Origin of the sequence: Actinomadura luzonensis, assembly GCF_022664455.2 — a bacterium.
GTDB classification, from domain to species: Bacteria; Actinomycetota; Actinomycetes; order Streptosporangiales; family Streptosporangiaceae; genus Nonomuraea; species Nonomuraea luzonensis.
In genome coordinates this window covers 664,129-688,491 of record NZ_JAKRKC020000002.1, presented here as the reverse complement: position 1 = coordinate 688,491, position 24,363 = coordinate 664,129, and the positions used below count along the sequence as shown (strand labels likewise).

The 24,363-nt window shown below is 76.0% G+C and carries 19 protein-coding genes; 4 read left to right on the top strand and 15 right to left on the bottom strand.

What is annotated here, in order from left to right:
* Positions 1-16 precede the first annotated feature (16 nt).
* Positions 17-1,969: a glycoside hydrolase family 127 protein gene (locus tag MF672_RS33340; protein WP_302893322.1), complete on the top strand. Its 1,953-nt coding sequence runs from the start codon at positions 17-19 to the stop codon at positions 1,967-1,969.
* A gap of 2 nt (positions 1,970-1,971) precedes the next feature.
* Positions 1,972-3,678 carry a carbohydrate-binding protein gene (locus MF672_RS33335; protein WP_242381625.1) on the top strand — a complete coding sequence of 569 codons (1,707 nt, stop codon included), beginning with the start codon at positions 1,972-1,974 and terminating at the stop codon, positions 3,676-3,678.
* Between the two features lie 45 nt (positions 3,679-3,723).
* Here the strand turns inward: MF672_RS33335 and MF672_RS33330 are convergent, their stop codons facing one another.
* From MF672_RS33330 to MF672_RS33260, 15 genes are all read right to left on the bottom strand, one after another.
* Complete coding sequence (locus tag MF672_RS33330) at positions 3,724-6,027, bottom strand: polysaccharide lyase 8 family protein (RefSeq protein WP_242381624.1); 2,304 nt, start codon at positions 6,025-6,027, stop codon at positions 3,724-3,726.
* 91 nt (positions 6,028-6,118) lie between these two features.
* Complete coding sequence (locus tag MF672_RS33325; protein ID WP_242381623.1) at positions 6,119-7,282, bottom strand: class I SAM-dependent methyltransferase; 1,164 nt, start codon at positions 7,280-7,282, stop codon at positions 6,119-6,121.
* Positions 7,279-8,175, bottom strand: coding sequence for an alpha/beta fold hydrolase (locus MF672_RS33320; protein ID WP_242381622.1), 897 nt, complete (start codon positions 8,173-8,175; stop codon positions 7,279-7,281). The genes MF672_RS33325 and MF672_RS33320 overlap by 4 nt, the downstream gene beginning before the upstream one ends.
* Positions 8,172-9,728 carry an acyl-CoA dehydrogenase family protein gene (locus MF672_RS33315; protein WP_242381621.1) on the bottom strand — a complete coding sequence of 519 codons (1,557 nt, stop codon included), beginning with the start codon at positions 9,726-9,728 and terminating at the stop codon, positions 8,172-8,174. The genes MF672_RS33320 and MF672_RS33315 overlap by 4 nt, the downstream gene beginning before the upstream one ends.
* Positions 9,729-9,740: 12 nt before the next feature.
* Positions 9,741-11,444, bottom strand: coding sequence for an acyl-CoA dehydrogenase family protein (locus MF672_RS33310; RefSeq protein ID WP_247815538.1), 1,704 nt, complete (start codon positions 11,442-11,444; stop codon positions 9,741-9,743).
* Entirely contained in the window at positions 11,441-13,156 is a 1,716-nt protein-coding gene (locus MF672_RS33305; protein ID WP_242383332.1) for an AMP-binding protein, read from the bottom strand. Before MF672_RS33305 ends, MF672_RS33310 begins: the two co-directional genes overlap by 4 nt.
* Complete coding sequence (locus MF672_RS33300; protein WP_242383331.1) at positions 13,153-13,440, bottom strand: acyl carrier protein; 288 nt, start codon at positions 13,438-13,440, stop codon at positions 13,153-13,155. The genes MF672_RS33305 and MF672_RS33300 overlap by 4 nt, the downstream gene beginning before the upstream one ends.
* Positions 13,441-13,598: 158 nt before the next feature.
* Positions 13,599-15,062 (bottom strand): sensor histidine kinase, encoded by a 1,464-nt coding sequence (locus MF672_RS33295; RefSeq protein ID WP_242383330.1) that lies wholly within the window; start codon positions 15,060-15,062, stop codon positions 13,599-13,601.
* Entirely contained in the window at positions 15,059-15,760 is a 702-nt protein-coding gene (locus MF672_RS33290; RefSeq protein ID WP_242383329.1) for a response regulator transcription factor, read from the bottom strand. The genes MF672_RS33295 and MF672_RS33290 overlap by 4 nt, the downstream gene beginning before the upstream one ends.
* Before the next feature lie 55 nt (positions 15,761-15,815).
* Positions 15,816-17,882 (bottom strand): ArnT family glycosyltransferase, encoded by a 2,067-nt coding sequence (locus MF672_RS33285; RefSeq protein WP_242383328.1) that lies wholly within the window; start codon positions 17,880-17,882, stop codon positions 15,816-15,818.
* A 3-nt stretch (positions 17,883-17,885) separates the two neighbouring features.
* The gene (locus tag MF672_RS33280; protein WP_242383327.1) at positions 17,886-19,136 is read right to left on the bottom strand and encodes a bifunctional glycosyltransferase family 2/GtrA family protein; all 1,251 of its coding nucleotides are present in this window, start codon (positions 19,134-19,136) and stop codon (positions 17,886-17,888) included.
* Positions 19,137-19,187: 51 nt separating this feature from the next.
* Positions 19,188-19,871, bottom strand: coding sequence for a response regulator (locus tag MF672_RS33275; protein ID WP_242383326.1), 684 nt, complete (start codon positions 19,869-19,871; stop codon positions 19,188-19,190).
* Positions 19,868-20,818 (bottom strand): sensor histidine kinase, encoded by a 951-nt coding sequence (locus MF672_RS33270; RefSeq protein ID WP_247815537.1) that lies wholly within the window; start codon positions 20,816-20,818, stop codon positions 19,868-19,870. Before MF672_RS33270 ends, MF672_RS33275 begins: the two co-directional genes overlap by 4 nt.
* 32 nt (positions 20,819-20,850) lie before the next feature.
* A complete protein-coding gene (locus tag MF672_RS33265; RefSeq protein ID WP_247815536.1) occupies positions 20,851-21,078 on the bottom strand; it encodes a hypothetical protein in 228 nt (75 codons plus the stop codon).
* A gap of 9 nt (positions 21,079-21,087) precedes the next feature.
* The gene (locus tag MF672_RS33260) at positions 21,088-22,245 is read right to left on the bottom strand and encodes a hypothetical protein (protein ID WP_247815535.1); all 1,158 of its coding nucleotides are present in this window, start codon (positions 22,243-22,245) and stop codon (positions 21,088-21,090) included.
* Between the two features lie 180 nt (positions 22,246-22,425).
* Between MF672_RS33260 and MF672_RS33255 the strand changes: the two genes are divergently transcribed.
* Positions 22,426-23,649 (top strand): extracellular catalytic domain type 1 short-chain-length polyhydroxyalkanoate depolymerase, encoded by a 1,224-nt coding sequence (locus MF672_RS33255; RefSeq protein ID WP_242383770.1) that lies wholly within the window; start codon positions 22,426-22,428, stop codon positions 23,647-23,649.
* Positions 23,650-23,914: 265 nt separating this feature from the next.
* Positions 23,915-24,346 carry a hypothetical protein gene (locus MF672_RS33250; protein ID WP_242383771.1) on the top strand — a complete coding sequence of 144 codons (432 nt, stop codon included), beginning with the start codon at positions 23,915-23,917 and terminating at the stop codon, positions 24,344-24,346.
* The last annotated feature ends 17 nt before the right edge of the window (positions 24,347-24,363 follow it).

Here is a 24,363-nt window from a genome sequence, read left to right as displayed (position 1 = left end):
GAAAGGTTCTCGCCCTATGAGCAGCCCCGTGCTGCCCTCCCACAGCCGCGTACGCCCGCTCGGGCTCGCCCAGGTCTCCCTTACCGGCGGCTTCTGGCACGAGCGGCAGGCCGTGAACGCCTCCGCCACGCTCGCCCACTGCGAGTCGTGGATGGAACGGCTCGGCTGGCTGGCCAACTTCGACCGGGTCGCCGACGGGACCACCGGCCCCGACCGGCCCGGCTGGCCGTTCTCCGACTCCGAGGTCTACAAACTGCTGGAGGCCCTGGCCTGGGAGTCGTACCGGAGCGGCGACCCGGGGGCCGAGGCGGCGATCAAGCGGCTGACCGCCAGGATCGCCCGCGCCCAGGACCCCGACGGCTACCTGAACACTTGCTACGGCCATCCCGGCCGGCCGCCCCGCTACAGCGACCTCGAAGGCGGCCACGAGCTCTACAACACCGGACACCTGCTGCAGGCCGCCGTCGCCCGGCTGCGCACGCACGGCGAGGACGACCTGGTGCGCCTCGCGCGCCGGGCCGCCGACCACGTCTGCCGCGTCTTCGGGCCGGACGGCCGCGCCGGGATCTGCGGCCACCCGGAGATCGAGGTCGGGCTGGCCGAGTTCGGCCGGGCCACGGGCGAGGACCGCTACGTCGAGCAGGCCCGCCTGTTCCTCGACCGGCGCGGCCACGGCACGCTGCGCGACATCCCGCTCGGCCGCGCCTACTTCCAGGACGACGTCCCGGTCCGGGAGGCCGAGGTGTGGCGCGGGCACGCCGTCCGCGCGCTCTACCTGGCCGCCGGGGCCGTGGACGTGGCGGTCGAGCGCGGCGACGACGACCTGCTGCGCGCGGTCGAGCGGCAGTGGGAGCGCTCGGTCGCGCGCCGCACCTACATCACCGGCGGCATGGGCTCGCGGCACCAGGACGAGGGCTTCGGCGAGGACTGGGAGCTGCCGCCGGACCGCGCCTACTGCGAGACGTGCGCCGGGGTCGCCTCGGTCATGGTGTCCTGGCGGCTGCTGCTGGCCACCGGCGACGTGCGCTACGCCGACCTGATCGAGCGGACCTGGTACAACGTCATCGCCGCCTCGCCGAGCGCCGACGGCCGGGCGTTCTTCTACGCCAACCCCCTCCACCAGCGCGTGCCGGGCAGGCCCGCCGACCCGGACGAGGTGAGCCCGCGCGCCGAGGGCGGCACCCGGGCGGCCTGGTTCGACGTCTCCTGCTGCCCCACCAATGTCGCCCGCACCCTGGCCGGCCTGCACGGCTACCTCGCCACCAGCGACGACGACGGCCTGCAGATCCACCAGTACGCGCCCGCCACGATTCGCGCCACGCTGCCGGGCGGGCGGGAGGCGGCGGTCGAGGTCGAGACCGGCTACCCGGCGACCGGGACGGTGCGGGTCCGGATCGCGGCCGACGCCGCCGCGCCCTGGACGCTCGCGCTGCGCGTCCCCGCCTGGGCGGAGGGGGCGACGCTGAGCGACGGCGGCGGCGACGGCGGCGTGCGGCCCGTCGCGCCCGGCGTGGCCGAGGTCAGGCGGGCCTTCCGCGCGGGCGAGGTGATCACGCTCGACCTGCCCGTACGGCCCCGGCTCACCCGGCCGGACCCGCGCGTGGACGCGGTGCGCGGCTGCGTCGCCGTCGAGCGCGGCCCCGAGGTGTTGTGCGCGGAGTCGGGCGACCTGCCGGACCCGGCCGCCCTCGACGCCCTCGTGATCGACGCGGGCGCCGGCGTGCGGGCCGGGCCGGACGGCGGCGCGCTCGTCCGGGCCCTGCTGCCCGCGCTCCAGGACCGGCCCTGGCCCTACACCGCGTACCGGCCCGGGACCACCGATCGGCCCGCCCACCGGCCCGCCTCCGGTGGCGGGGCCGGCTGGTTCGACCTCCCGCTGCGGCCCTACCACTCCTGGGCCCGGCGGGGCCCGGCGGCCATGCGTGTGTGGCTGCCCGTCTCCACCCCCCGACCCCCCGAAGGAGAGTGACAATGCGCGCACGCGTCCGAGCGCTGGTGTTAGCGCTCACAACGACCGCCGCCACGACCGTGGCCGCCCTGCCCGCCCTGCCCGCCGCCGCGGCGGGCGCCACGCTCACCGTCAACGTCGCCCAGCCGTTCCGCCCGGTCACCCACGTCGCCTCCGGCGGCCTGTACGGCCTGGCCGAGAACTCCCGCCCCGCCGACTCCACCCTGCTGCCGATCAAGGTGAACTCCCTGACGCAGCCCGCCCCCGGCGTCGGCCAGAAGCCGAACGGCCAGCCGCCCGGCGGCGACTCGCTGCTGGTCGCGCCGCAGGCCACCAGGGTCGGCGCGGGCGAGTTCATCCGGATGCCGGACATCTACCCCGACTTCCCCTACCGGTGGGTGAGCTGGACGGACTGGCTGGCCAAGGTGGACACGATGGTCCGCGCCCGGCTCAACGCCACCACCGTGACCAACGTCATCGGCTGGGAGCTCTGGAACGAGCCCGACTGGACCTGGAACACCGCCGCCGCCGGCGCCTTCACCGACGGCTGGACCCGCACCTACCGCGCCGTCCGCGCCCTCGACGCGCAGACCCCGATCGTCGGCCCCAGCACCGCCACCTACAACCGGTCCTGGATGCAGACGTTCCTCACCCACGCCCGCGACACCGGCACGCTGCCCGACATCATCTGCTGGCACGAGCTGGTGGAGCCCTCCAGGATCGCCGCCGACCTCGCCGACTACCGCAACCTGGAGTCCTCGCTCGGCATCAGCCCGCGCCGCGTCTCGATCAACGAGTACGCCGCCACCTCCGAGGTGGACGTGCCGGGCCGGGTCGCCAGCTACGTCGCCAAGTTCGAGCGGGGCGGCGTGGAGTCCGCGCACCGCGCCTTCTGGTACGAGTACGGCACCATGAACGGCCTGGTCACCGGCAACAGCCAGCCGACCGGCACGTGGTGGCTGTACAAGTGGTACGGCGACATGGCCGGCACCATGGTCGCCACCACCCCGTCCACGCAGACCGGCCTGGACGGCTTCGCCGCCTACGACCCCACCCGCAGGATCGTCAACGTGGTGTTCGGCAACGAGGCGGGCACCAACACGGTCAACCTGACCGGCCTCGGCGCGCTCGGCTCCAGCGTCCGCGTGACGTTGCTGTCCACCCCCGCGAGCGGGCGCTTCACCGCCGTGGCCGCCCCCACCACCGTGTCCACCACCACCCGCACCGTCACCGACGGCCGGCTGAGCGTCTCCGTGCCGGGCATGGTCGCCACCAGCGCCTACCAGCTCCTCGTCGAGCCGGCCTCCGGCGTGCCGGCCTACCAGCAGCGCTACGAGGCGGAGAACGCCTCGGTCTTCCGCGCCCAGCGGCTGAGCGCCGCGAGCGCGTCCGCCGGCGGCTACGTCGGCCGCATCGACAACTCCGGCACGCCGCGCACCGACAGCTACGTCGACTTCGTGGTCAACGTGCCGGCGGCGCGGGCGTACACGATGACGATCGGCTACGCCAACGGCACCGGCGCCACCGCCACCCAGGGCCTGGCCTACAACGGCGGCGCGTGGAGCACGGTCAGCTACCCGCCGACCGCCGGCTGGGGCCAGTTCGGCGCGACGGTCAGCACCACCGTCACGCTCAGGGCCGGCTACAACGTGATCCGGCTGGCCAAGGGCTCGCCGTACTTCGCGGGCGGCACCGGCTACGCCGAGCTGGACTACATCCAGCTCACCTGACCCGCCCGCTGCCCGCCCGCTGCCGCCCGCGCCCGGCCCGCCGGGTCAGGCGCGCAGCACCGCGGTGCGGGCGTGGCCGCGGCTGCCGGCGACCTCCACCTCGATCGCCTTCCTGGTCCTGCGCACGCCGCGGTCGTGCCGTTCGAGCGAGGTGACCGGCCAGGGCAGCGTGATCCGCACCTCGCGCGCGGTCCTGGACGGGTCGGCGACGGCGAGGCGCACCCGGCGGCCGTCGCGGCGGGCGAGCAGCGTGCACGGGCCGTCGGCGGTGAGCGGCCCGAGGGCGGTCTCGACGCTGCCCGGCCGCCAGAAGACGGCGGCGACCAGGTCGTCCCGGGAGACGGCCTGCACCGTGCCGGAGTTGGCGAGGACCGCCGTCCGCCCCCGGTAGGCGGCGGTCTGCGCCACTGACGCGCCGGGCAGCACGGCGTAGGCGTAGCGCGCCTTGCGCGGGTCGCGCCCGTGGTCGATGACGACGGTCGTGTAGTGCCGGGTGACGGGCGTCCGGTCGCCGCCGGTGGTGGCGCCCTGGTCGATGTCGTGCCAGCGGCCGGTGCGCCGCTCGCGGATCACCTTGACGCCCTCGCCGTCGAGCAGCGCGTAACCGGCCACCCCGGACAGGTGCAGCCACCCGTCGCCCCGGGTGAGGGGCGGGTGGCCGTCGTGGGTGTTGCGGTTCTCCACGACGGTCTCGACGCGGCGGCCGTCGGAGGCGGTGATGCCCGCGCCGAGGGCGATCACCGCGTCGTCGAGCAGGAACCACGCCTTCTTGGCCCGCAGCGAGGAGCCGCCGGCGACGAGCTTCATGGCCGCCACGCCGTACTCGCCGTCCAGCGCGACGCCGCCGGCCCACGGGGTGGGCGGCAGGCGCCGCTTGCCGTGCCGGAGGTCGGCGCGCCTGCGGGTGTCGACCGTCGTGCCCGGCAGCCGGTACGGGTCGATGGTGGGCCACAGGTCGTCGTTCCAGTGGGTGAGGTCCTCGCTGTAGAGGTAGGTCATGCCGTCGCCGGTGTACCAGCCGCGCAGGTTCTCCAGGTTCATGGCCTCGGCCGCCCCGATCCGCTCCGAGCTCATCGCGATGGCGAAGGCCCAGGTGGGGCGGCGGTGCACGACGCGGTCCATGTCGGCGAAGACGTACGTGCCGGTGGTGCGCGGGCCCGCCGGCACCGAGGGATCCTCCAGCAGGGCCTTGGCCTTGGCGATGCCGGCCAGCGGCGCGTACGCCTGGTAGGGGACGGCCTGGTTGCGGGTGAGCCAGCCCTTGATCAGGGGCCGCCAGCGCTCGGCGTAACGCCGGGGCGCCGCGTCCAGCAGGGTGAGCATGGCCTCGACCGTCTTGTGCCCGGAGTGGTGGTCGCGGTGCCCCTGGACGGTGATCTGCCGGCCGCGCACGCAGTCCATCATCAGCCCGTCGAAGACGAACGGCACGAAGGAGCGGTCCACGATGGCGTACACGTCGTCGATGTCGCGGATCTCCCAGGGCGACGCGGCGAGCATGGCGATCAGCTTGGCGACGCTCTCCAGGTAGTCCACGCCGTAGCTGCCGGTGTAGGGGTACACGTCGTGCTGGATGAACGAGCCGTCGCGGTAGAAGCCGTCGCCGGGGCCCCTGGTGGTGCGCAGCAGGTCGGCGACCGCGCGGGAGGCCCGCCTGACCAGGCGCGCGTCGTGGGTGAGCAGGCCGCGCATCGCGACCGCCATGGCCTTGCCCGCCCGGTTGGCGCCGGTCTCGACGACGCCGGGGTGGCTGATCCGGCGCTCGGGGTCGGGGCACCAGCGGCGCAGGGGGCGCAGCCAGCGGGCGAGGTGGTCCTTGGGCAGGCCGTCGTAGAGCAGGGCGCAGGTGTCGGTCAGCGCGCGCGGGACGCCGATCTCCCACCAGTACCAGTTGCTGCCGCGCCGGTCGAGCTTCTCGTGGTAGGCGTGCTCGTACAGGAAGTCCAGAGCTCTGACCGCGGTCTCGGCGACCCGCGGGTCGCCGTGCAGGGCGGTGCCGGGCGTGGCCCAGCCCAGCGCCAGCGTGCGCATGCGGTTGTAGGAGCGGTTGAAGTTGCCGGTGCGCGGGTCGTCCAGGGGCAGGTCCGGCCAGAGGCTCGGGCGGCCGGGGGCGAAGGCGAGCTTGCGCAGCACCGCGTTGGCCGAGCCCTCGACCGCCTGCGTCTTCTCCAGGTAGGCGGCGTCGTACGAAGCCCCGGCCAGCAGGCTGACCCACCGCTCGCGGGCGGCGTCGAAGGCGGCGGTGTCCGCTGCCGCCCGGCTCACCGCCTCGGCCGGCGCGTCCCACAGGGCGAGGCCGGTGACGGCCGCGGTGCCCAGCAGGGCGGATCGCCGGCTGAGGGGGTGGGTCATAGCGGCCTTTCCGACAAACACACGAAGTACCAACGTAAGATCATATGTCGGCAGGCAGGGTGGTGTGTCGGCGGCCGAGGCGGGCCGCGGCTCAGGCGCGTTCGGCCACGAAGCCGCCGAACGGCCAGAACTCCAGGTCCCGCTCGCCCGGCAGCACCCGGAACGACGGGAACCCGGCGTCGGTCAGCGACCTGGCCCACTCCTGCTGCGTGAGGTAGCCGACGTTGACCCGGCGCGGCGGGTCCAGCACCGCGCGGTTGTAGCTGTGCAGGCTGGTCTGCAGCACCTCGCAGGGGAAGAACATGCCGGGCCGGGTGCGGTTGCCGGAGGTGAAGGCGAGCCAGCCGCCCGGCTTGAGTATGCGGTGGCAGCCGCGCAGCACCTCGTGCAGGTTCTCCACGTCGTGCAGCACGTTCTCCAGGATGATCAGGTCGGCGGCGCCGTCCTGGAGGTAGGGGACGTCGTCGTAGGAGCCCAGGTCGTCCAGGTCGACCCGGTCGAACGAGGTCACGGCCAGCAGCTCGGGCGCCTCCTCGCGGAGCATCTCCCTCGCGCCCTGCATCAGCTCGCGGCTGATGTCGGTGAAGCCGTAGTGCCGGATCGCCCGCGCCCGCTCGCGGAACCCGTCGATCTGCAGCGCCGCGCGGACGGTCGCGCCGACGCCGGCGCCGCCCTCGAACACCACGATGGGCTCGCCGGCGCGCAGCCGCTGGTCCAGGACGCGCGCCACGAGGCTGTTGCAGGTCTGCTTCGGCGCCACGTCCACCATCAGGTACTGCCAGATGCGCCAGGTCTCGGCGACGCCGATGCGCCGCTCCATCGCGGCCAGCCCGTCCACGCCGCGCAGCACCTCCCCGGCCACCGACTCGACCGCGCGCAGCGCGACCATGGTGGCGGTGTCCGGCGACGACACGCCCGCGAGGTAGGCGTCCTCGGGGGTCTGCGCGCGGCGCACCAGCTCGGGCGTGGGACGGTAGACGTAGCCGTCGCGGACGAGGTCGCCGCGGTCGGCCAGGTACTCGATGAGGCGCTTGCGGAAGAAGAACGGCTGCCGCTCCGAGCCGGTGGACGGCGGCGGGGCGTCCGGGTCGTGCACGGCCTCGCCGTCGGCGAACAGGTGCCGCAGGGCGATGCGCGACAGCACGAGAGCGGCCTCGTACCTGATGCGTTCGAGCTTGGCGGTGTACTCGGGGGTGCAGATGTCGCTGATGTCGATCGCGGCCAGGTCGGCGCGCGTCATCGTCGGGATCGTCATGACGTGACCTCCGGGTTGAGGGGTTCGAGCCATCGCAGGGCGGCCTCCACGACCGCGCCGGGGCGGTGCGCCCAGCGGAAGTGGTGGGTGCGGGCCAGGCCCACCTGGTCCGCCGGGATCTCCGCCCAGGAGACGCGGGCGGCGGGAAGCCGGTCGGCGAGCTGCCGTGAGCAGGCCTCCGGCACGTAGTGGTCCCCGGGCAGCACCACGAACAGCGCGGGGACGGTGGAACGGGACAGCGCGGCCTCGTAGTCCACCGGGCTGCCGTGGACGAGGTAGGCGCCGTGCAGGGCGTCGTGCAGCCAGTCGCGCACCACGCCGCGGGCCTCCACGCCGGCGAACGGCAGCCAGCCGGGCAGGTAGCCGTACAGGGCGGTGACCAGACGGATGACCTGCAGGCCGAGGAACCTGGCGGGTCTGCGGAGGCCGGGCACCCGGCCGTACCAGCTCGTGCCGGTCGCGACCAGGACGGTGGCCGCCACGTGCGGCGAGACCGCGGCGTGCAGGACGCTGAGGTGGCCGCCGAGGCTGTGCCCGAACAGCGTGACCCGCTCGGCGCCGAGCTCCGCGCGCAGGGCCGCGACGATCTCGGGCAGCTCGATGTCGAGCATCTCGGCGTAGCCGAACGTGGTCGAGCGGGACGGGCGGACCGAGCTGCCGCCGTTGCCGCGCAGGTCGGCCAGCACCGCCGTGTGCCCGCGCGCGGCGAGCGCGGCCGCCACCGCCGTGTAGTAGGCGGCGCGCACGCCCATGGCGGGCAGGCAGAGCACGACCGGGGCGTCCGGGCGGGCGGCGCGGAAGACGACGAGCTCGCTGGCGCTGCCGTCGGTGAAGCTCACGCGCAGGCGCTCCGGCGCCCGGCGGTGGTCGGTCACGGTCATCTCAGTGCTCATCTTTGGGGCACCTCGCTGTCGGGGAAGAGCCGTCCCTCGTCGTGGTGGCGGCCGAGGCGGTCCAGCGCCAGGCGGCGCAGTCCCGGGTCGGGAGGCTGGGGCTCGCCCCGGCGTGCGGCGACGCGGCGCAGGCACAGCAGCAGCCACGCGCCGCCGGCGTGGAAGGCGTCCCGGTGGCGGGTGCGCAGCCAGGCGGCGGCGCAGGCCGACGCGGCGGGGTCGCCGTCCAGGAGGTCGAGCAGGGCCGGCAGGCGGGGGCCGTACGGGCCGGGCAGGCCGGCGACGGCCGCGCGCGCCGCACCGAGGGGTTCCGCCCAGGGACCCTCCCCGCCGGACGGGACGAACGGGTCGGGCGGCAGGTCGCCGGGCGGCGGGCCGGCGTCGGCGAGGGCGGCCACGACGGCGATGTCGCGGCGCATCTTCTCGACGATGCCGTGCCAGTGCTCGGTGGCGCAGTACGCCCGCGCGCCCAGCACGACCGCCAGCGACTCGACGGCGTCACAGGCCAGATCGGCCACCAGGCCCCCGGCCCGGGAGGCGGCCGCGGGGAACCGGTCGGGTTCGGCGCGCGCGACCCGGCACAGCTCGTGCATGACGGCCTCGGCGACCAGCAGGTCGGCCTGCACGTCGGCCAGGCGGACCGCGACGGGTTCGAGCTCCAGGATCGGCGCCCCGTACAGCCGCCGGTCCCGGGCGAAGGCGAGGACCGCGCGCAGGCAGGTGTCCAGCGCGCCCAGGGCCAGCGCGCCCACCGCGAGCCGGGCCACCGGCAGGGTGCCCGCGGCCAGCTCCAGCCCCTGGCCGGGCGCGCCGATCAGGTCGGCGGGCCCGGCGGGGAAGCCGTCCAGGGTGAGGCGGCCGAGCGCCGAGCCGCGCAGGCCGTGCGTCCCGTACGCCGGGTCCGACCGCCACCCGTCGCCGGGGCCGGCCTCGCGCAGCAGCAGGAACGCGCTGATCCCGGCGCCGGTGCGGGCGAGCAGCGTGGTGCCGGCGGCGTGCCCGTCGTGACCGGCGAGCAGGGTCGTGCCGCTGAGCCGCCACGCCCCGGAGGACGGCATCCCCGGCTGTGTCCCCGGCTGTGTCGCCGGCTGTGTCGCCGGCTGTGTCGCCAGCTGTGTCCCCGGGCGGAGGTCGGCGGAGACGTCCACGCCGTGCTCGGCCTCGCCGAGCGGCAGCCCCAGCAGCCGGTGCCCGCGCAGGACGGCGGCGACCGCGCGGCGCTGCACCGGCGTGCCGTGCCGCCAGACGGGCACCCCCGCCAGGAACGCCGCGGCGATCGCCGTGGCGGCCGTGAGGTCGCGGCGGGCCAGCACGCGCAGCAGCGCGAGGCAGGCGTCCAAGGACGCCAGCCGGCCGCCCTCGGCGGCGGGGATCAGGTGCTCGGCGAGCCCCCACGACAGCGCGGCCGCGCAGAGGTGCTGGGGGAAGCGGCCCTCCCGGTCGGCGGTGACGGCGGCGGCGAAGGAGGCCGGGTTGCGCCCGTCCGTCGGGTCGCCGAGCGCGTGGTCGAGCCGGGCGGCCAGGCCGAGGGCGGCCTCGGCGGTCGCGTCCATGGGCAGGTCCCTTCAGGCGGTGCGGGTCAGGGCGAGCGCCGAGCGGCCGGCGTACCGCAGGGCGAGGTCCAGGAACAGGCTCTCGGCGGTGCTGACGGGCAGCCGGCCGCCGGGGCGCAGCACCGACTCCACGCCGGCCGCCGCCCAGTGCGCGGGCGCCGACCTGGCCACGCAGACCGCGGCGAACGTGCGCGCGTACCGCTCGCCGACCTGCTGGCCGGCCTCGGAGCGCGGGTCCACGTCGCGGCGGGCGTCGGCCAGCAGGTCGCGGCCGGCCGCGCGCAGCAGCGCCGCGGCCCGCGCGCCGCCGTCGCGCCGCTCCAGGCCGGCGCAGGCGTCGCCGAGCCCGGCGATGACCGGGTCGAGGTCGCTCGCCGTGCCGAGCGCCGCCAGCCCCTCGGGGTACGGCCGCGGCGCGAAGACGGGACGGAACACCGGGTCGGCCGCGCGCGGGTCGGCGCCCGGCTCGGTCAGGCACGACACCTGGGCCGCCAGCGAGCTGAGCACGACCGGCTCGCTGCCGTCGAACAGGCTGAACAGCCGCGTGTCGCGGACCAGCTTCTCGTAGACGCCGTGCCAGTGGTCCCGGGTCAGCAGGTAGCGCGCCCCCAGCGTGCCGGCCAGCCGCCGCAGCCGCTGCTCGGCCAGGTGCGGCACCAGGTACTTCGCGACCGCCGAGGACACCGGCGCCAGGGCGGGCAGGTGGTGCAGGAGCCGCACGCAGCAGGTGGCGACCGTCTCGGCCACGCGCAGGTCGAGGTCGGCGGCGGCCAGCTCGTGCCGGACGTCCGGCAGGTCGCTCGCCCGCCGCCGCTGGACGCGCCGGTGCCGCAGCACGTCGAAGGCGCAGCGCAGCCCGGTGTCGAACGCGCCCAGGCTGAGCCCGGGCACCAGCGTGCGGATGGTGATCAGCGAGCGGATCGTGAGGTCCAGGCCGCGGCCCGGCCGCCCGAGGACGGCCGAGTCCGGCACGAAGGCGTCCAGGAAGCGCACGCCGGAGATGTCCGCGCCGCGGATGCCGTGCGTGTGGATGCGGGGCAGCAGCTCGTAGCTGCCGGCGGGCAGCCGTTCCATGTCCACCAGCAGCAGGGTGAGCGAGCGCAGCCCGGTCAGGGCCGGCTCGCGCACCAGCAGGCAGACGAACCTGGCCAGCCGGACGTTGTTGATCACCCATTTGGCGCCGTCCAGCAGGTAGCCGCCGGCCACCCGCCGGGCGGTCAGCTCGCCGCCGAGCAGGTCGGCGCCGCGGTCGTACTCGGTGAGCGCCAGCGACATCCACTGGCCGCGCAGCACGGCGTCGGCGTAGTCGCGCCGCTGGGCGGGCGTCCCGGCGAGCCAGACCGGCGTGCCGGACGCCCACGGCGAGTTGGCGATGACGGCGGCGGTCGGGTCGCGGCGGGCCACCACGCGGCCCAGGGCCAGCAGCTCCTCCAGCGAGGTCAGCCGGCCGCCGAGCGAGGCGGGCACCAGGTGGGCGGGGTAGCCCCAGGAGCGCAGGCGGTCGAGGGAGCTGTGCGGCCAGCGTTCGGCCCGGTCGCCCTCCATGGCGGTGGCGAAGGTGAGCGGGCCGGTGGGCCCGTGCGGGTCGCCGAGGGCCCGCTCCAGCTCCTCGGCGGCGGGGAAGGCCGGCGGGAACCCGCAGGCCCCGGCCGGGCCCGTCATGACGGACGCGTCACTGACGCCGGTCGCGCCGCTGAGGCCGGTCGCGCCGGTCATGCCGCGCTCTCCACCCGCTCGTCGGCCGTGACGTGGTCGAGGACGCGTTCGAGCGAGCCGGCCAGCAGGTGGTCGCGCATGAGCAGCCGCTGGAACTTGCCGCTGGTGGTGCGCAGCAGGCCGCCCCGGCCGAGCAGCACGACGTCCACGCAGCCGCCGCCCAGTTCCTCGGCCGCCGCCGCCCGCAGGTCGCCGACCAGCCGCCCGTACGGCGGCCGGGCGAGCGCGGCCTCGGCCAGCACGGCGATCCGCTCCGGCCGCCCGCGTACCGGGTCGGCGGGCAGCACGACCGCCACCGCCCGTCCCCGGTACACGCCGGGCACCCGGCGGGCCAGGGCCTCGACGTCCTCCGGGTAGTGGTTGCGCCCGTTGAGGATGATCATCTCCTTGCGCCGCCCGGTGACGTGCAGCGCGCCGCCGGCCAGGTAGCCGAGGTCGCCCGTCGGGCACCAGCCGCCGTCGGGGATCGGCGCCCGCCCGAGGTAGCCGCGCATGACGGGCTCGCCCCGCACCTCGACGTCGCCGACCGTCCGCTCCTCGGCCTCGGCGCCGTCCCTGACCACCCGCACCTCGACGCCGGGAGCGGGCACACCGCAGCTCACGACGCCGCGGGCGCCGGGGTCGCCGCTCCTCAGCGGCATGGCCAGCCCGGAGCCGCTGAGCAGGTCGCGGTCCACCCAGTCCACCCGGGCCCGCTCGCCCGCCGGGGTGAAGGTGGCGGCGAGGGTGGCCTCGGCCAGGCCGTAGCAGGGGGTCATGGCGCGGGGGTCGAGCCCGGCGGGCCCGAAGCGGTCCTGGAAGGCGCCGATCAGGTCGGGGTCGATCGGCTCGGCGCCGTTGAGCATGACCCGGACGGCCGACAGGTCGTAGCCGGCCGCCTCCTCCGGCGGGACGGAGTCGAGCAGGTAGCGGTAGCCGAAGGCGGGGCCGACGTAGATGCTGGCGCGCAGGTCGCAGAACCAGCGCAGCCACTCCTCCGGCCGCTTGACGAAGTCCTGCGGCGCGGAGACGTGCACCGCCACGCCCGCGCCGACCGCCGCCAGCGTGGAGAACAGCCCCATGTCGTGCGAGAGCGGCAGCCAGTGGCAGGTCACGTCGCCCGGCCTGGCGTCCACGCCGCGCTGCAGGACGCGCAGCCCGGCCAGGACGTTGCGGTGGGTGAGCGCGACGCCGCGCGGCGCCGAGGTGCTGCCGGAGGTGTACTGGATGAGCGCCAGGTCGTCCGCGCCGGTCTCGGGCAGCTCGTACGGCTCAGGCTCGCCGAGCAGGCGCGCGTACGGGCCGGCCAGCCGCGACAGGGGGACGATCCGCAGGCCGGGCGCCAGCTCGGCGAACGGCTCGGCGTACAGGTCGTCGATGACGGCGACCCGCGCGCCGCTGTCGGCCAGCACGTGCCGCATCCGCGACAGGAACGCCTTGGTGAACCCGGCGGACACGGCGAGCGGGACCAGGACCGCGCCGGCCAGCGCGACCCCGGCGGTGACCCGGAGGAAGTCGAGCGGCGACTGCAGGAGCACGGCCACCGGCGTGCCGGGGCCCGCGCCGCAGGACCGCAGGCGCGCGGCGGCCTCGCGGCCGTCGCGGAGCAGGTCGCGGGCGGTCAGCCGCCCGCCTGGGGAGAAGGTGCCGGCGACCTGGCCGGGATGCAGCTCGGCCGCCCTGACGAACATCTCACCCAGCGTCCGGACGTCTGCCGGGGTGAGCGCGTTCAAGCAACCTTCTCCTGTTCCTGCTGCTGTCCCCGCAGGCACAGGCGGTGGACCTCGTCGGCGATCTCGCGCAGGCTGCCGGTGCGGAACAGCACCTCGTTGTCCAGCTCGATGCCGAACGTGCGCTCGATGCGGCCCGCGATGCGCAGCAGCTTGATGGACTCGACGAGGCTCAGGTCGGTGATGCGGGCGTCGTCGGTGATGGTGTCCTCGGGGACCTGAAGGACGCGGGCCACGATGCCCTTCAGGGCGTGCGAGACGGCTTCGTGGGTGAGCTGCTCTGCCATGGACAACCCCTTTTTCCGGTGATCGGCGGTTACGCAAGGCCAACGTAAGCAGCGGCCGAAACGCCCCCAACCCCTACAAATCCGCCCTCGTCGCCCCGCTGCCGATCACCTGCGGCGACGGCCGGCGTAGGGGGCCGGGACAGGGGACGCCCGCGGCGTCAGTCCTCCCGCGGCCGGTGGAGCGGCAGGAGCACCCGGAACGTGGCGCCGCGGCCGCCGGTCACCTCGATGCGGCCGTCGTGCGCCCGCACGAGCGCGGCGGCGATGGCGAGGCCCAGCCCGGTCCCGCCGCTGTCGCGGGAGCGGCCCGCGTCGGCCCGGTAGAAGCGGTCGAACACGTACGGCAGGTGCTCGGGGTCGATGCCCTGCCCCTCGTCGCGCACCTCGACCAGCGCGGCGCCGGCGTCCGGGGCGGGCCCGGAGCCGGCGCGCGCCGTCCCCGCGGCGGGCTCGCCGGCGGGCACGCGCGGCGCGACGGTGACGCGCACCTCCGCGTCCGGGGCGGTGTGCTCGACGGCGTTGCCGACCAGGTTGGCGAGGACCTGGTGCAGGCGGTGCTCGTCGCCGAGGACGAACACCGGGTCCTCGGAGACCAGCAGCCGGATCGGCCGCTCCCGGTCGCGGGCCTGGGCGGCGTGCACGACGTCCCCGGCCAGCACGCGCAGGTCCACGACGCTGGTCTCCAGCGCGGGCTCCTGGTCCAGCCGGGCCAGCAGCAGCATGTCCTCCACCAGGACGCCCATCCGCTCGGCCTCGGCCTCGATCCTGCTCAGCAGCCGCTCGGCCGCCGGGTCGCGCGCGCCCTGGCCGTGGTGGTAGAGCTCGGCGAAGCCGCGGATCGAGGTGAGCGGCGTGCGCAGCTCGTGGGAGGCGTCGGCGACGAAGTGCCGCAGCCGCCGCTCGGAGCGCTCGGACTCGCGCAACGCGGTCGCCAGGCGCTCCAGCATGACGTTGAGCGCGCCGCCGAGCCGCCCGGTCTCGGTGCCGGGGTCGGTGTCGCTGACCCGGCGGTCGAGGTCGCCGCCCGCGATCGCCTCGGCGGTGCGCTCCATGCGGGTCAGCGGGCGCAGGCCCAGCCGTACGACGGACAGCGCGAGCGCGCCGAGCAGCAGCAGCACCAGCCCGCCCACCGCGGTCTCGATGACCAGGATCTGGTGGACGGTCGCCTGGTTGGCGCTCAGCGAGATCGACACCGCCAGCCTGGCGCCGTCCGGCAGGCCGCGCACCAGCACCCGCCACTCCCCCGTCCCCGTCCTGGCGGGCACGGTGACCGGCGTGCGCGGGAGCGCCGCGACCACCGCGGCGGGGACGGCCGGCTCGTCGGGCAGTCCGGGAGGCAGGGTGCGGAGGAGCACGCCCGAGGAGTCGTAGAAGGCGACCCTGAACTGCGTCGGCAGCTCCATGCTCTGGCCCCTGGCGGGCGACGGCGGGGGCGGCAGCGGGCGGCGGCCGAACGTGGCGGCCGCCTCGGCGAGCTGCGCGTCCACCCTGGCCAGCAGCGAGCGGTCCAGGAGCAGCACGCTCGCCGTGGCGAAGGCCGCGAGACCGGCCGCGCACAGCCCGAGCAGCGCGGCCAGCAGCCGGTGCCGCAGCGGCCAGGCCCGCTTCACGACCGGCCTCATGACGGCTGCTGCAACCGGTAGCCGACGCCGCGCAGGGTGTGGATCAGCGGCGGGCCCACGGCGTCGATCTTGCGCCGCAGGTAGCTGATGTAGGACTCCACGATCCGGCTCTCGCCGCCGAAGTCGTAGTCCCACACGCGGTCGAGGATCTGCGCCTTGCTGACCACCCGCTCGGCGTTGATCATCAGGTAGCGCAGCAGGCTGAACTCGGTGGGCGACAGGTGGATCGGCCGCCCGCCGCGCCGCACCGTGTGGGCCTGCTCGTCCAGCTCCAGGTCGGCGTAGCGCAGCACGCCGTCGTCGAGCTGCTCCTCCGGCGGGCGCATCCTGCGCATGATGGCGCGGAGCCGCAGCACCACCTCCTCCAGGCTGAACGGCTTGGTCACGTAGTCGTCGCCGCCGGCGGTCAGCCCCTCGATCCGGTCGGCCACCGCGTCCTTCGCGGTCAGGAACAGCATCAGGGGGCTGTCGCCGGCCTCGCGCAGCCGCCGCGCGACCGTGAAGCCGTCCAGGCCCGGCATCATCACGTCCAGCACGATGATGTCGGGCCGCTCCCGGGCGACCGCCTCCAGCGCCCGGCGGCCGTCGGAGGCGGTCCGCACGGCGAAGCCGTTCAGCTCCAGCGCCTCCGACAGCAGCTCGCGGATGTTCGGCTCGTCATCGACGACCAGTACCTTCGCCACAACGTGTCGGTTCACGAGCCCGTTCTACGCGCCCACGATCAAAGAAAGGTGTGAATCGGGCGGCCCGGGGTCACGGGCCGCACCTGTAGAGCACCTGGGCGCCGCCGAAGGGCGACCGCCTGTCCGGGGTGCCGCTCCGCGTCGTGCCGCCGTACTCGGTGGCGGGCACGACCGCGCAGGCGCCGCTGATCCAGGCGGCGCGCTCCGCCCCAGCGCCCTGCCCGCCGCCCGGCCCGCCGCGGCCGGGGCCGGAGCCGGAGCCGCTGAGGACGTAACGCAGCTCGCCCGCCTTGACCCACCGGTCGAGCTGCCCGGCGGTCGGCGCGGGATCCGACCCCATGAAGCCGCCCATGCCGATCACCGTCGCGTCGCTGTTCATGAGGTACGCGGCCGCCGAGGTGGCCGGGGCGTCGACCGCGAGCTTGATGCGGGCGCCGCCGGAGTGGGCGACGGCGTAGCCGAGGATCCTGCGCTGCTCGGCGCTCAGCTCGGCGCCGCCGCCCGGCCCCCCGCCTCGGGCCGGGCCGCCGAAGCCGCCGCGCGGGCCCGCGGCCGGGTTGGTGGCGTTGGTGTCGGGCGGGCCGAAGGCGTAGGCGAGCGACCAGGTCGCGGGCGCGAGCAGGGAGGGGATCAGCACGGCCGCCGCCACGGCCGGCCCCGCGTGGCGGCGGCGGGTGAGCAGGAAGGCGATCGCCGCGACGGCGGCGGCCGGGACGGCGTACCGCAGCCAGCCGTGCCACGACGGGTCCCGCGAGACCAGCACCCACGCCCAGGCCGCGGTGACGGCGACCGCCGCCGCTGCCGCCGGCGCGCCCAGGCGGTGGCGGGCCAGCCACACGGTGCCCGCGCCGACCAGTGCGGCCATGGCGGGCGCCAGCATCGTGGTGTAGTACGAATGGAAGATGCCGGAGGCGAAGCTGAAGACGACGGCGTTGACCAGCAGCCAGCCGCTCCACAGCAGCCACCCGCCGCGTCCGGCCGGCCCGGCGCTCCCGCCCCACGGCTCTGCTGCCCGGCCTGTCCCCCGTCCCGTCCCCCGGCCCGGCCTGCGCCGCAGGGCCAGGAACGCGGCGGCGGCGACGATCAGCAGGGCGAGCGGCAGCAGCCAGCTCACCTGGCCGCCCACGACGTCGTTGAACAGGCGGCCCACGCCGGGCGAGCCCCCGAACATGCCGCCGAACCCGCCGCCGCGCGGCATGGGCGGAGCCCCGCCGTCCGGCACGATCCCCCGGGGGAACGGGGACGCGCCCGGCGGCCGCCCGCCACCGGGCAGGCCGCCTCCGCCGGAACCGCCTCCCGGCCCGCCGGCGCCCGCCCCGAAGACGCGGCCCAGCCCGTTGTAGCCGACCACGAGATCGAGCGCGCTGCCGTCCGTGCTCCCCCCGATGTACGGCTTGTCCCCCGGCCACAGATCCACCAGCGCCACCCACCACAACGAGCTGACCAGCAGCACCCCGCCCGCCGCGGCGAGGTCGCCGATCCGCCGCCGCCACGGCGCGGCCGTCCCGAGCAGGTACGCGACCAGGAACGCCGGCAGGCACACCCACGCGGCCAGCATCTTCGTGGTGAACCCGCACCCGATCAGGAACGCGGCCAGCAGCAGCCACCCGGTGGCCCGGCGCGGCGCGAGGCCGGGCGACAGCGCGCGGGTCAGCGCGTACGCGGCGGCCACCAGGAACAGCACCAGCAGCGGGTCCGGGTTGTTGTCGCGGTTGATCGCGACGGTGACCGGCGTCAGGGCGAGCACGAGCGCGGCGATCAGCGCGGCGCCCGGCCCGGCCCAGCGGCGTACCGCGCCGTGCAGCACGAACACCGCCGCCACCCCTTCCAGGACCTGCGGCAGCAGCAGCGCCCACCCGTGGTAGCCGAAAACCCAGGTGGAGACGACCTGCGGCCACAGCGCCATCGGGGGTTTGTCCACCGTGACGACGCCCGCCGGGTCGAAGGAGCCGAACAGGAACGCGGTGCCGCTCGCCGACATGGACTTGACCGCGGCGCTGTAGTACGTGTTGCCCCAGCCCCAGGTCCAGCAGGACCAGCCGTACAACAGGGCGGCCAGCAGGCAGATCGCGGTCAGGGCGAGCCGGTGCCACCGGCGGCGGGACGCGCCGGCGACGGGCAGGGAGATGGCGGTCATCGGTCAGCTCTCGTGAGGGGTGGCGCGGCGGAAGACCCAGCCGCGCAGCAGCAGGAACCGCCCGGCCGTGCCGAGCACGCAGGCGCCGACCAGCACCGTCAGCTCCAGCGGGCGCCCCGGATCCGGGTCGGCGGCGTGCAGGACCAGCAGCGCGCCGGACGTCACCGCGTAGTACAGGGCGAACACCACGAGCCCGAGCAGGTGCGCGCGGGCGGTGGAGCCGCGCCGGCCGGCGAAGGTGAGACGGCGGTTGGCCTCGGTGTTGAGGACGGTGGTGAGCGTCAGGGCCAGCAGGTTCGCCGGCAGCACGGGCAGCCACGTCCGCAGCAGCGCGTACAGGCCGAGGTGCGCGGCGGTGGACAGCACCCCGATCGCCCCGAACGACAGCGCCTGCCACAGCAGCCCGCCGCCGCGCCGCTCGGCCAGCACCGCGTCGGGGTGCGCGGCGCGCGGCTCGGGCCGCCGCGGCAGGCCGGGGACGCGGGCCGCGCCCGACGCCTTGGCCCGGGCGACCCTGATCAGGCCCTTGACGTCGGCCAGGGCGGTGGGGACGACCCGCACCCGGCTGTCGACGTCCTCCACCCAGTCCACCGGCACCTCCTGCACCCGCAGCCCGTTGTGCTCGGCGAGCAGCAGCAGCTCGGTGTCGAAGAACCAGCCGTCGTCCTCGACCTTCTCCAGCAGCGGGCGGGCCACCTCGGCGCGGGCGGCCTTGAACCCGCACTGCGCGTCGGTGAACCCGGCCCCGTGCGTCACCCTGACCAGCGCGTTGTACGCCCGCGAGACGATCTCCCGGCGCGGCCCGCGCAACGTCCGCGCGCCGCGCGCCAGCCGGGAGCCGATCGCCACGTCGGAGTGCCCGTTGACCAGCGACGCCGTCAGCGGCAGCAGCGCGTCCAGCCCGGTCGACAGGTCGACGTCCATGTACGCCACGACGTCGGCCTCGCTGCGCGCCCACGCGGTGCGCAGCGCCAGGCCCCGCCCCTTGCGCTCCAGCCGCAGCAGCCGCACGTCGCCGCGGTACCGCTCGGCCAGCTCGGCGGCGACGTCCGGGGTGCGGTCGGTGCTGGCGTTGTCCACGACCGTGATGACCCACCGGAACGGGAAGCACCGCAGCAGGTGGTCGCGCAGCACCTCGACGCAGCCGGGCAGGGCCCGCTCCTCGTTGTGCACGGGGACCACGATCTCCACCGTCGCGGTCAGCCCCGGCGGCAGGCGGGCGTCGTCCCGCACGGTCACGGCGTTGTCGGTCATGGCACCAGTCATGACACGCGACTGTGTGAGTAACGTGTGAGCCCGGGCGGATCAGGTCACCAAGCCGCTGCTCCAGGCCCAGGCGGCGATGCCGACCCGGTTGGCGGCGCCCACCTTGCCCTGGATGTGGGCGAGATGCGTCTTGACGGTGCCGGGGCTGATGGTCAGCTCGGCGGCGATGCCGGCGTTGGTGTGCCCGTACGCCACCAGGCGGGCGATCTCCAGCTCGCGCGCGGTGAGCGGCTCGGCCGGCTGCGGCGGGGCCGGGCGGATCACGTCCCGCAGCAGCCGGACGGTCACCTGCGGGCTGATCAGCGTGTCGCCCGCCACGGCCGCGCGGACCGCCTCGGTCAGCAGGGCGGGGCCCGAGCGTTTGAGCAGGAAGCCGCAGGCGCCCTCGCGCAGCGCGGCGTGGACGTACTCGTCCAGGTCGAACGTGGTCACGACGACCACCCGGGTCTCGGCGGCGAGCCGCCTGGTCACCTCCAGGCCGTCCATGACGGGCATGCGGATGTCGGCGAGGACCACGTCGGGGCGCAGGTGGCGGGCCAGCTCGACGGCCCGCGCGCCGTCGGCGGCCTCGCCCACGACGGTCATGTCCGGCTGCGCGTCCAGGATCAGCCGGAACCCGGCCCGCACGTCCTCCTGATCGTCGGCGACGAGCACCCGCACCCGCCGCGTTCCGGTCCCCGGCCCCGTTCCCGGCCCCGGCCCCGTCCCCGGAGCGGGCGTCATGCGGGGATCCGCGCGTCGAGCCGCCAGCCGCGCGCGCCGGGGCCGGCCGTCAGCGTGCCGCCGCGCATCTCCAGCAGGTGGGCGAGGCCCGCCAGCCCGGAGCCACCGGCCCACCGGCCGCGCGCCCCGCCGCTCGGCGACCCGCTGCCGGCCCCGCCGCTCGGCGACCCGCTGCCGGCCCCGCCGCTCGGCGACCCGCTGCCCGCCCCGCCGCTTGGCGGCTTGCCGCCGTCGCCGTCGTCCTCCACGCACACGTGCAGCACCTCTCCCTTGCCGTCGTTCACGCCCTCCCTGCCGACCCGCACCCGCACGGACGTGGCGCGCGGCGCGTGCCTCCGCACGTTGGTCAGCGCCTCCGTCACCACCCGGTAGGCCAGCGACGAGACCTCGTGCCGCACCGCGAGCCCCGGCTCGACGGCCAGCTCCACCTGCACCGCGGGCGAGAACGCCGCCGCCAGGCGCGCCAGCTCCTCGATGCCCGGCCCCCGCTCGTCCAGCGCGTGCACCGCCCGGTCGAGCGAGGCCAGCGCCCGCTGCCCGGCGTCCTCGATGCGTCGCAGCGCCTCGGCGACCGGCCGCGGCAGCGGACCGGCGACCGCCCGGGCGGCCTGCGCCTGCACCAGCATGCCGCTGACGTCGTGGGCGACGAAGTCGTGCAGATCGCGGGCGAGCCCGAGCCGCTGCGCCCGGACGGCCTCCTCGACCGCGCGCCGCCGACGGCCGTCCAGCCCGCGCAGGTAGAGCCCGGTCCCCGCCGCCGCGACCGCGCCGAGCGCCCAGCCCGCGCAGCCGCCGAGCACCAGGTGCGGCGGGCCCTGCCAGACGGCGCGCAGCAGGAGGAGCGCCACCGCCGCCCCGCTCAGCCCCGCCGACACGGCCGCCCGCCGCGCCGGGGCGCGCCGGACGGTGACGGCGGTGAGCACCAGCAGCACCGCCGCCTCGCCCACCAGCCACGGCGCGCTGCCGCTGACCGTCCCGGTCAGGGGTACGCCAGCGTGCCGGCCAGCGACACCGCCCCGGCGCCGCCCGCCCACCAGGCGACGGACGGCCACCGCGCCCCGGCGCCTCCCGCCCGCCAGGGCCCGGTCGCGCCGTCCCCGCCCCGGCGTCCCCGCCCGCCACGGTCCGGTCGCGCCGTCCCCCGCCCCGGCGTCCCCGCCCGCCACGGTCCGGTCGCGCCGTCCCCCGCCCCGCCGTACGCGTTCATGCCGCGAGCCTAACCACGCCACGCCGGCCGCCCGGCCGCCGGCCCGGGCTCCGGTGCCCGCTCAGCCGCCGGCCCGGCCCCCCGCTCTCCCGGCCCGTCCGTCCCCCACGCCCCGCCGCGCCCGCACCGGCGGCAGGCGCCGCGGCGGCGGAGGTGGTAGGCGAGGGTGGCGGCGGCCAGCGCGACCCCCCACAGCGGCCACGCCAGCGACGGCGCCCAGGTCGCCCACATGTCCACGTCACCGAAGCCGTGCACCATGCGCAGCCGCCAGTACGTCAGCCCGCCCGACAACACGATCACCGACACGATCGAGGCGGGGACCACGGCCAGCATCGGCGGCACCGGCCGCCCCGCCCTGAACCAGATCCACCGCGGGTAGACCTCGCCCCAGCGCTGCACGAGCCCGAGGGTGAGCACGGCCCCGCCGAGCCCCATCAGGCTGAGGAACAGCCCGGCCCAGCGCAGCCCCGACTCGTCCAGCCACCGCCAGAACTCCTCGGTGATGCCGAGCGGGACGCCCGCCGCCCAGGCGAAGCGGCTGGCGTCGTACAGGGCCGGGACGACCGCCGCGACCACCACCGCCCACCGGCCCCAGCGCCGCACCGCGTGCTGCCCGGTCCAGCGGGCGGCCCCGTGCTCGCCCCGCCCGCACGCGGGGCACCTGCCCGCCGTGCGCCGCTGGTAGGCCAGGGCCGCGAGGGCCCACAGCAGCCCGCCGGCCAGGAGGACGAACAGGTTGATCCGCGACCAGGGCACCAGCTCCGCCATCGGCTGCCCGCCCGGCACGCCGGTGAAGGCGAACACCGCCAGCAGCGGCGCGTAGGCCACCAGCATCAGCACCCGGTTGTCGGTGACCACCACCGTCAGCGTGACCGCCGCCGTCCAGGCGAACCCCAGCAGCAGGGGCCGTCCCCGGAGCGCTCCGCGGGCCATCGCCCACCCGGCGGCCACGCCCAGCGCGCCGAGCACCGCGATCACCGGCGCCGCCGCCTGCCTGGTCGCCTCCCCGAGCACGGACAGGCCCGGCTCCCAGTCGGGGTCGCTGCGTCCGAACGGGAAACCGCCGCCGCCGAGCGCCCAGAACAGCCCGAGCGCCCCGTACGCCAGGGACCAGACGGCCGCCGCGTACCCGGCCCATCCGGGCCATCTCGCCACGAGTTCTCTCATGGCTCAAGCCTCGGGCCCGCCGCGCGCCTCGGCCCATCCGCCGAACGGCAGATCTTCGCCGCCGGAGCGCGCCCATGACGGCGGCCCGGAAAGTGTGCGGCGGCGCTATGTCCGCCTCATCACAGCCGCCCTAACCTGCGGTGAAAGGCTCAGTGAGCCAGGTCACAAAGGAGCGGTACGATGATCTCACCCCTCCCTCTCCGCAGGTCATGGCCCCTCACGGCGCTGGGCGCGCTGCTCGCGCTGGCGGGCCTGCTCGTCGCCACGCTGACCGCGCCGCCCGCGCGGGCGGCCTCGCTGGTGCAGGTGTCCTCCTTCGGCGCCAACCCGGGCGGTCTCGCCATGTACGCCTACCGCCCCGACGGCCTCGCGAGCGGCCGCCCGCTGGTGGTCCTGCTGCACGGCTGCACCCAGAACGCCAACGGCTACTTCACCGCGAGCGGCTGGCGCAAGTACGCCGACCAGTGGGGCTTCGCGCTCGTGCTCCCCCAGACGAGCAGCGCCAACAACGCCTCCAGCTGCTTCAACTGGTTCGAGACCGGCGACACCACCCGGGGCCAGGGCGAGGCGGCCTCGATCCGCGCGATGGTCGCCTACGCGGTGGCGAACTACGGCACCGACCCGGCCCGCGTCTACGTCAGCGGCCTGTCGGCGGGCGGCGCCATGTCGGCCGTCATGCTGGCCACCTACCCGGACGTCTTCGCCGCCGGCTCCGTCGCCGCCGGCCTCGCCTACCGCTGCGCGAGCAGCCTCACCCAGGCGTCGAGCTGCCAGTACGGCGCCACCTCCAGGACGCCGCAGCAGTGGGGCGACCTGGTGCGCGGCGCCTGCTCCGGTTGCCCCGGCCGGTACCCGCGCGTCGCGGTGTGGCAGGGGCTGTCCGACTACACGGTCGTCCCGGCCAACGCCACCCAGCTCCGGGACCAGTGGACGAACGTGCGCGGCGTCCCGCAGACCCCCACCGCCACGCAGTCGCTCCCCGGCGGCACGTCCCTCCAGGTGTACGGCGCCGACGACGTGCGCCTTTACCAGATCACCGGGATGGGGCACGGCCTGCCGATCGACCCGGGCGGCGCCGCCGACCAGTGCGGCGCGACGGCGGCGTACTTCCTGGACACCATCTGCTCGGCCTACCACGACGCCCGCTTCTTCGGCCTCGACGGCGGTGCCACCACCCCGCCCCCGTCCACCCCCACCCCCACCCCTACTGTCACCCCCACCTCCGCGACCTGCGTGTACGCGAGCAACTACGCCCACACCACCGCCGGCCGCGCCCACCAGTCCGGCGGCTACACCTACGCCAACGGCTCCAACGACGCCATGGGCCTGTGGAACACGTTCACCAGCCACACGCTGAAGCAGACCGGCCCGGGCTACTGGGTGCTCGCCGACGGCCAGTGCTGAGCCGCGCGAGGTTGACCTTGACCTCGGGTCAGGGTGCACGCTGAACGGCTCTGCCTCAACGGCCAGTTCGCGACCCGGTCGTACTGGCGGCGCGTCATCGCCGAACTCGGCGGCGGCTACCGGCACATCACCTACGACATGCGGGCCCGCGGCCGGTCGGGGCGCTCGGCCGCGGCCGCCTCGTTCGAGACGCACGTGCGCGACGTCGGCGTCGTCCTCGCGGCGCGGGGCTTGGACCGGGGCGCCCCTGGCCGAGGTCAGGGCGATGCTCGACGCCGGCCCCGGCCGGTTCGCCGCCGCGCTCGCCGACGTCGAACGGCGGCTCGACGCCCGGATCGACGACCTGGTCGCGCGGCGCGACACGCTGCGGAGGCTCGCCACCGGCGACCGGGCCCTGCTGCCCGAGCACGTCCTGGCGAAGCTCGACCGGGCCGCCGCCGAGCTGGGCTGCACCGACGACGACGTGCGGATGGCCCGCGAGGGCCTGGTGCTGGTCCGGGCCCTGGTGCCGGAGGGCTTCGACGACTACCTCGCCCATCCCTCGCTGCGGCCCGTCCCCGCCGGGCTGCGGGCCCGCGCCGACGCCGCGCTCCGTTACGGCCTGCTGGCCCGCCACGGCCAGGAGCGACCGGCGTGGGCCCGGCTGCGGACCCTGGTCGAGGCCCGGATGCGCGCGGCCGGCACCGCCCTGTCCTGAGCGGCGCCACGGCGCCC

What these genes read in the sequence shown, in the direction of transcription:
- MF672_RS33340 (WP_302893322.1), top strand. Translation starts at nt 17, where the DNA reads ATGAGCAGCCCCGTGCTGCCCTCCCACAGCCGCGTACGCCCGCTCGGG.
- MF672_RS33335 (WP_242381625.1), top strand. Translation starts at nt 1,972, where the DNA reads ATGCGCGCACGCGTCCGAGCGCTGGTGTTAGCGCTCACAACGACCGCC.
- MF672_RS33330 (WP_242381624.1), bottom strand. Translation starts at nt 6,027, where the DNA reads ATGACCCACCCCCTCAGCCGGCGATCCGCCCTGCTGGGCACCGCGGCC.
- MF672_RS33325 (WP_242381623.1), bottom strand. Translation starts at nt 7,282, where the DNA reads ATGACGATCCCGACGATGACGCGCGCCGACCTGGCCGCGATCGACATC.
- MF672_RS33320 (WP_242381622.1), bottom strand. Translation starts at nt 8,175, where the DNA reads ATGAGCACTGAGATGACCGTGACCGACCACCGCCGGGCGCCGGAGCGC.
- MF672_RS33315 (WP_242381621.1), bottom strand. Translation starts at nt 9,728, where the DNA reads ATGGACGCGACCGCCGAGGCCGCCCTCGGCCTGGCCGCCCGGCTCGAC.
- MF672_RS33310 (WP_247815538.1), bottom strand. Translation starts at nt 11,444, where the DNA reads ATGACCGGCGCGACCGGCCTCAGCGGCGCGACCGGCGTCAGTGACGCG.
- MF672_RS33300 (WP_242383331.1), bottom strand. Translation starts at nt 13,440, where the DNA reads ATGGCAGAGCAGCTCACCCACGAAGCCGTCTCGCACGCCCTGAAGGGC.
- MF672_RS33295 (WP_242383330.1), bottom strand. Translation starts at nt 15,062, where the DNA reads ATGAGGCCGGTCGTGAAGCGGGCCTGGCCGCTGCGGCACCGGCTGCTG.
- MF672_RS33285 (WP_242383328.1), bottom strand. Translation starts at nt 17,882, where the DNA reads ATGACCGCCATCTCCCTGCCCGTCGCCGGCGCGTCCCGCCGCCGGTGG.
- MF672_RS33280 (WP_242383327.1), bottom strand. Translation starts at nt 19,136, where the DNA reads ATGACCGACAACGCCGTGACCGTGCGGGACGACGCCCGCCTGCCGCCG.
- MF672_RS33275 (WP_242383326.1), bottom strand. Translation starts at nt 19,871, where the DNA reads ATGACGCCCGCTCCGGGGACGGGGCCGGGGCCGGGAACGGGGCCGGGG.
- MF672_RS33265 (WP_247815536.1), bottom strand. Translation starts at nt 21,078, where the DNA reads ATGAACGCGTACGGCGGGGCGGGGGACGGCGCGACCGGACCGTGGCGG.
- MF672_RS33260 (WP_247815535.1), bottom strand. Translation starts at nt 22,245, where the DNA reads ATGAGAGAACTCGTGGCGAGATGGCCCGGATGGGCCGGGTACGCGGCG.
- MF672_RS33255 (WP_242383770.1), top strand. Translation starts at nt 22,426, where the DNA reads ATGATCTCACCCCTCCCTCTCCGCAGGTCATGGCCCCTCACGGCGCTG.
- MF672_RS33250 (WP_242383771.1), top strand. Translation starts at nt 23,915, where the DNA reads ATGCTCGACGCCGGCCCCGGCCGGTTCGCCGCCGCGCTCGCCGACGTC.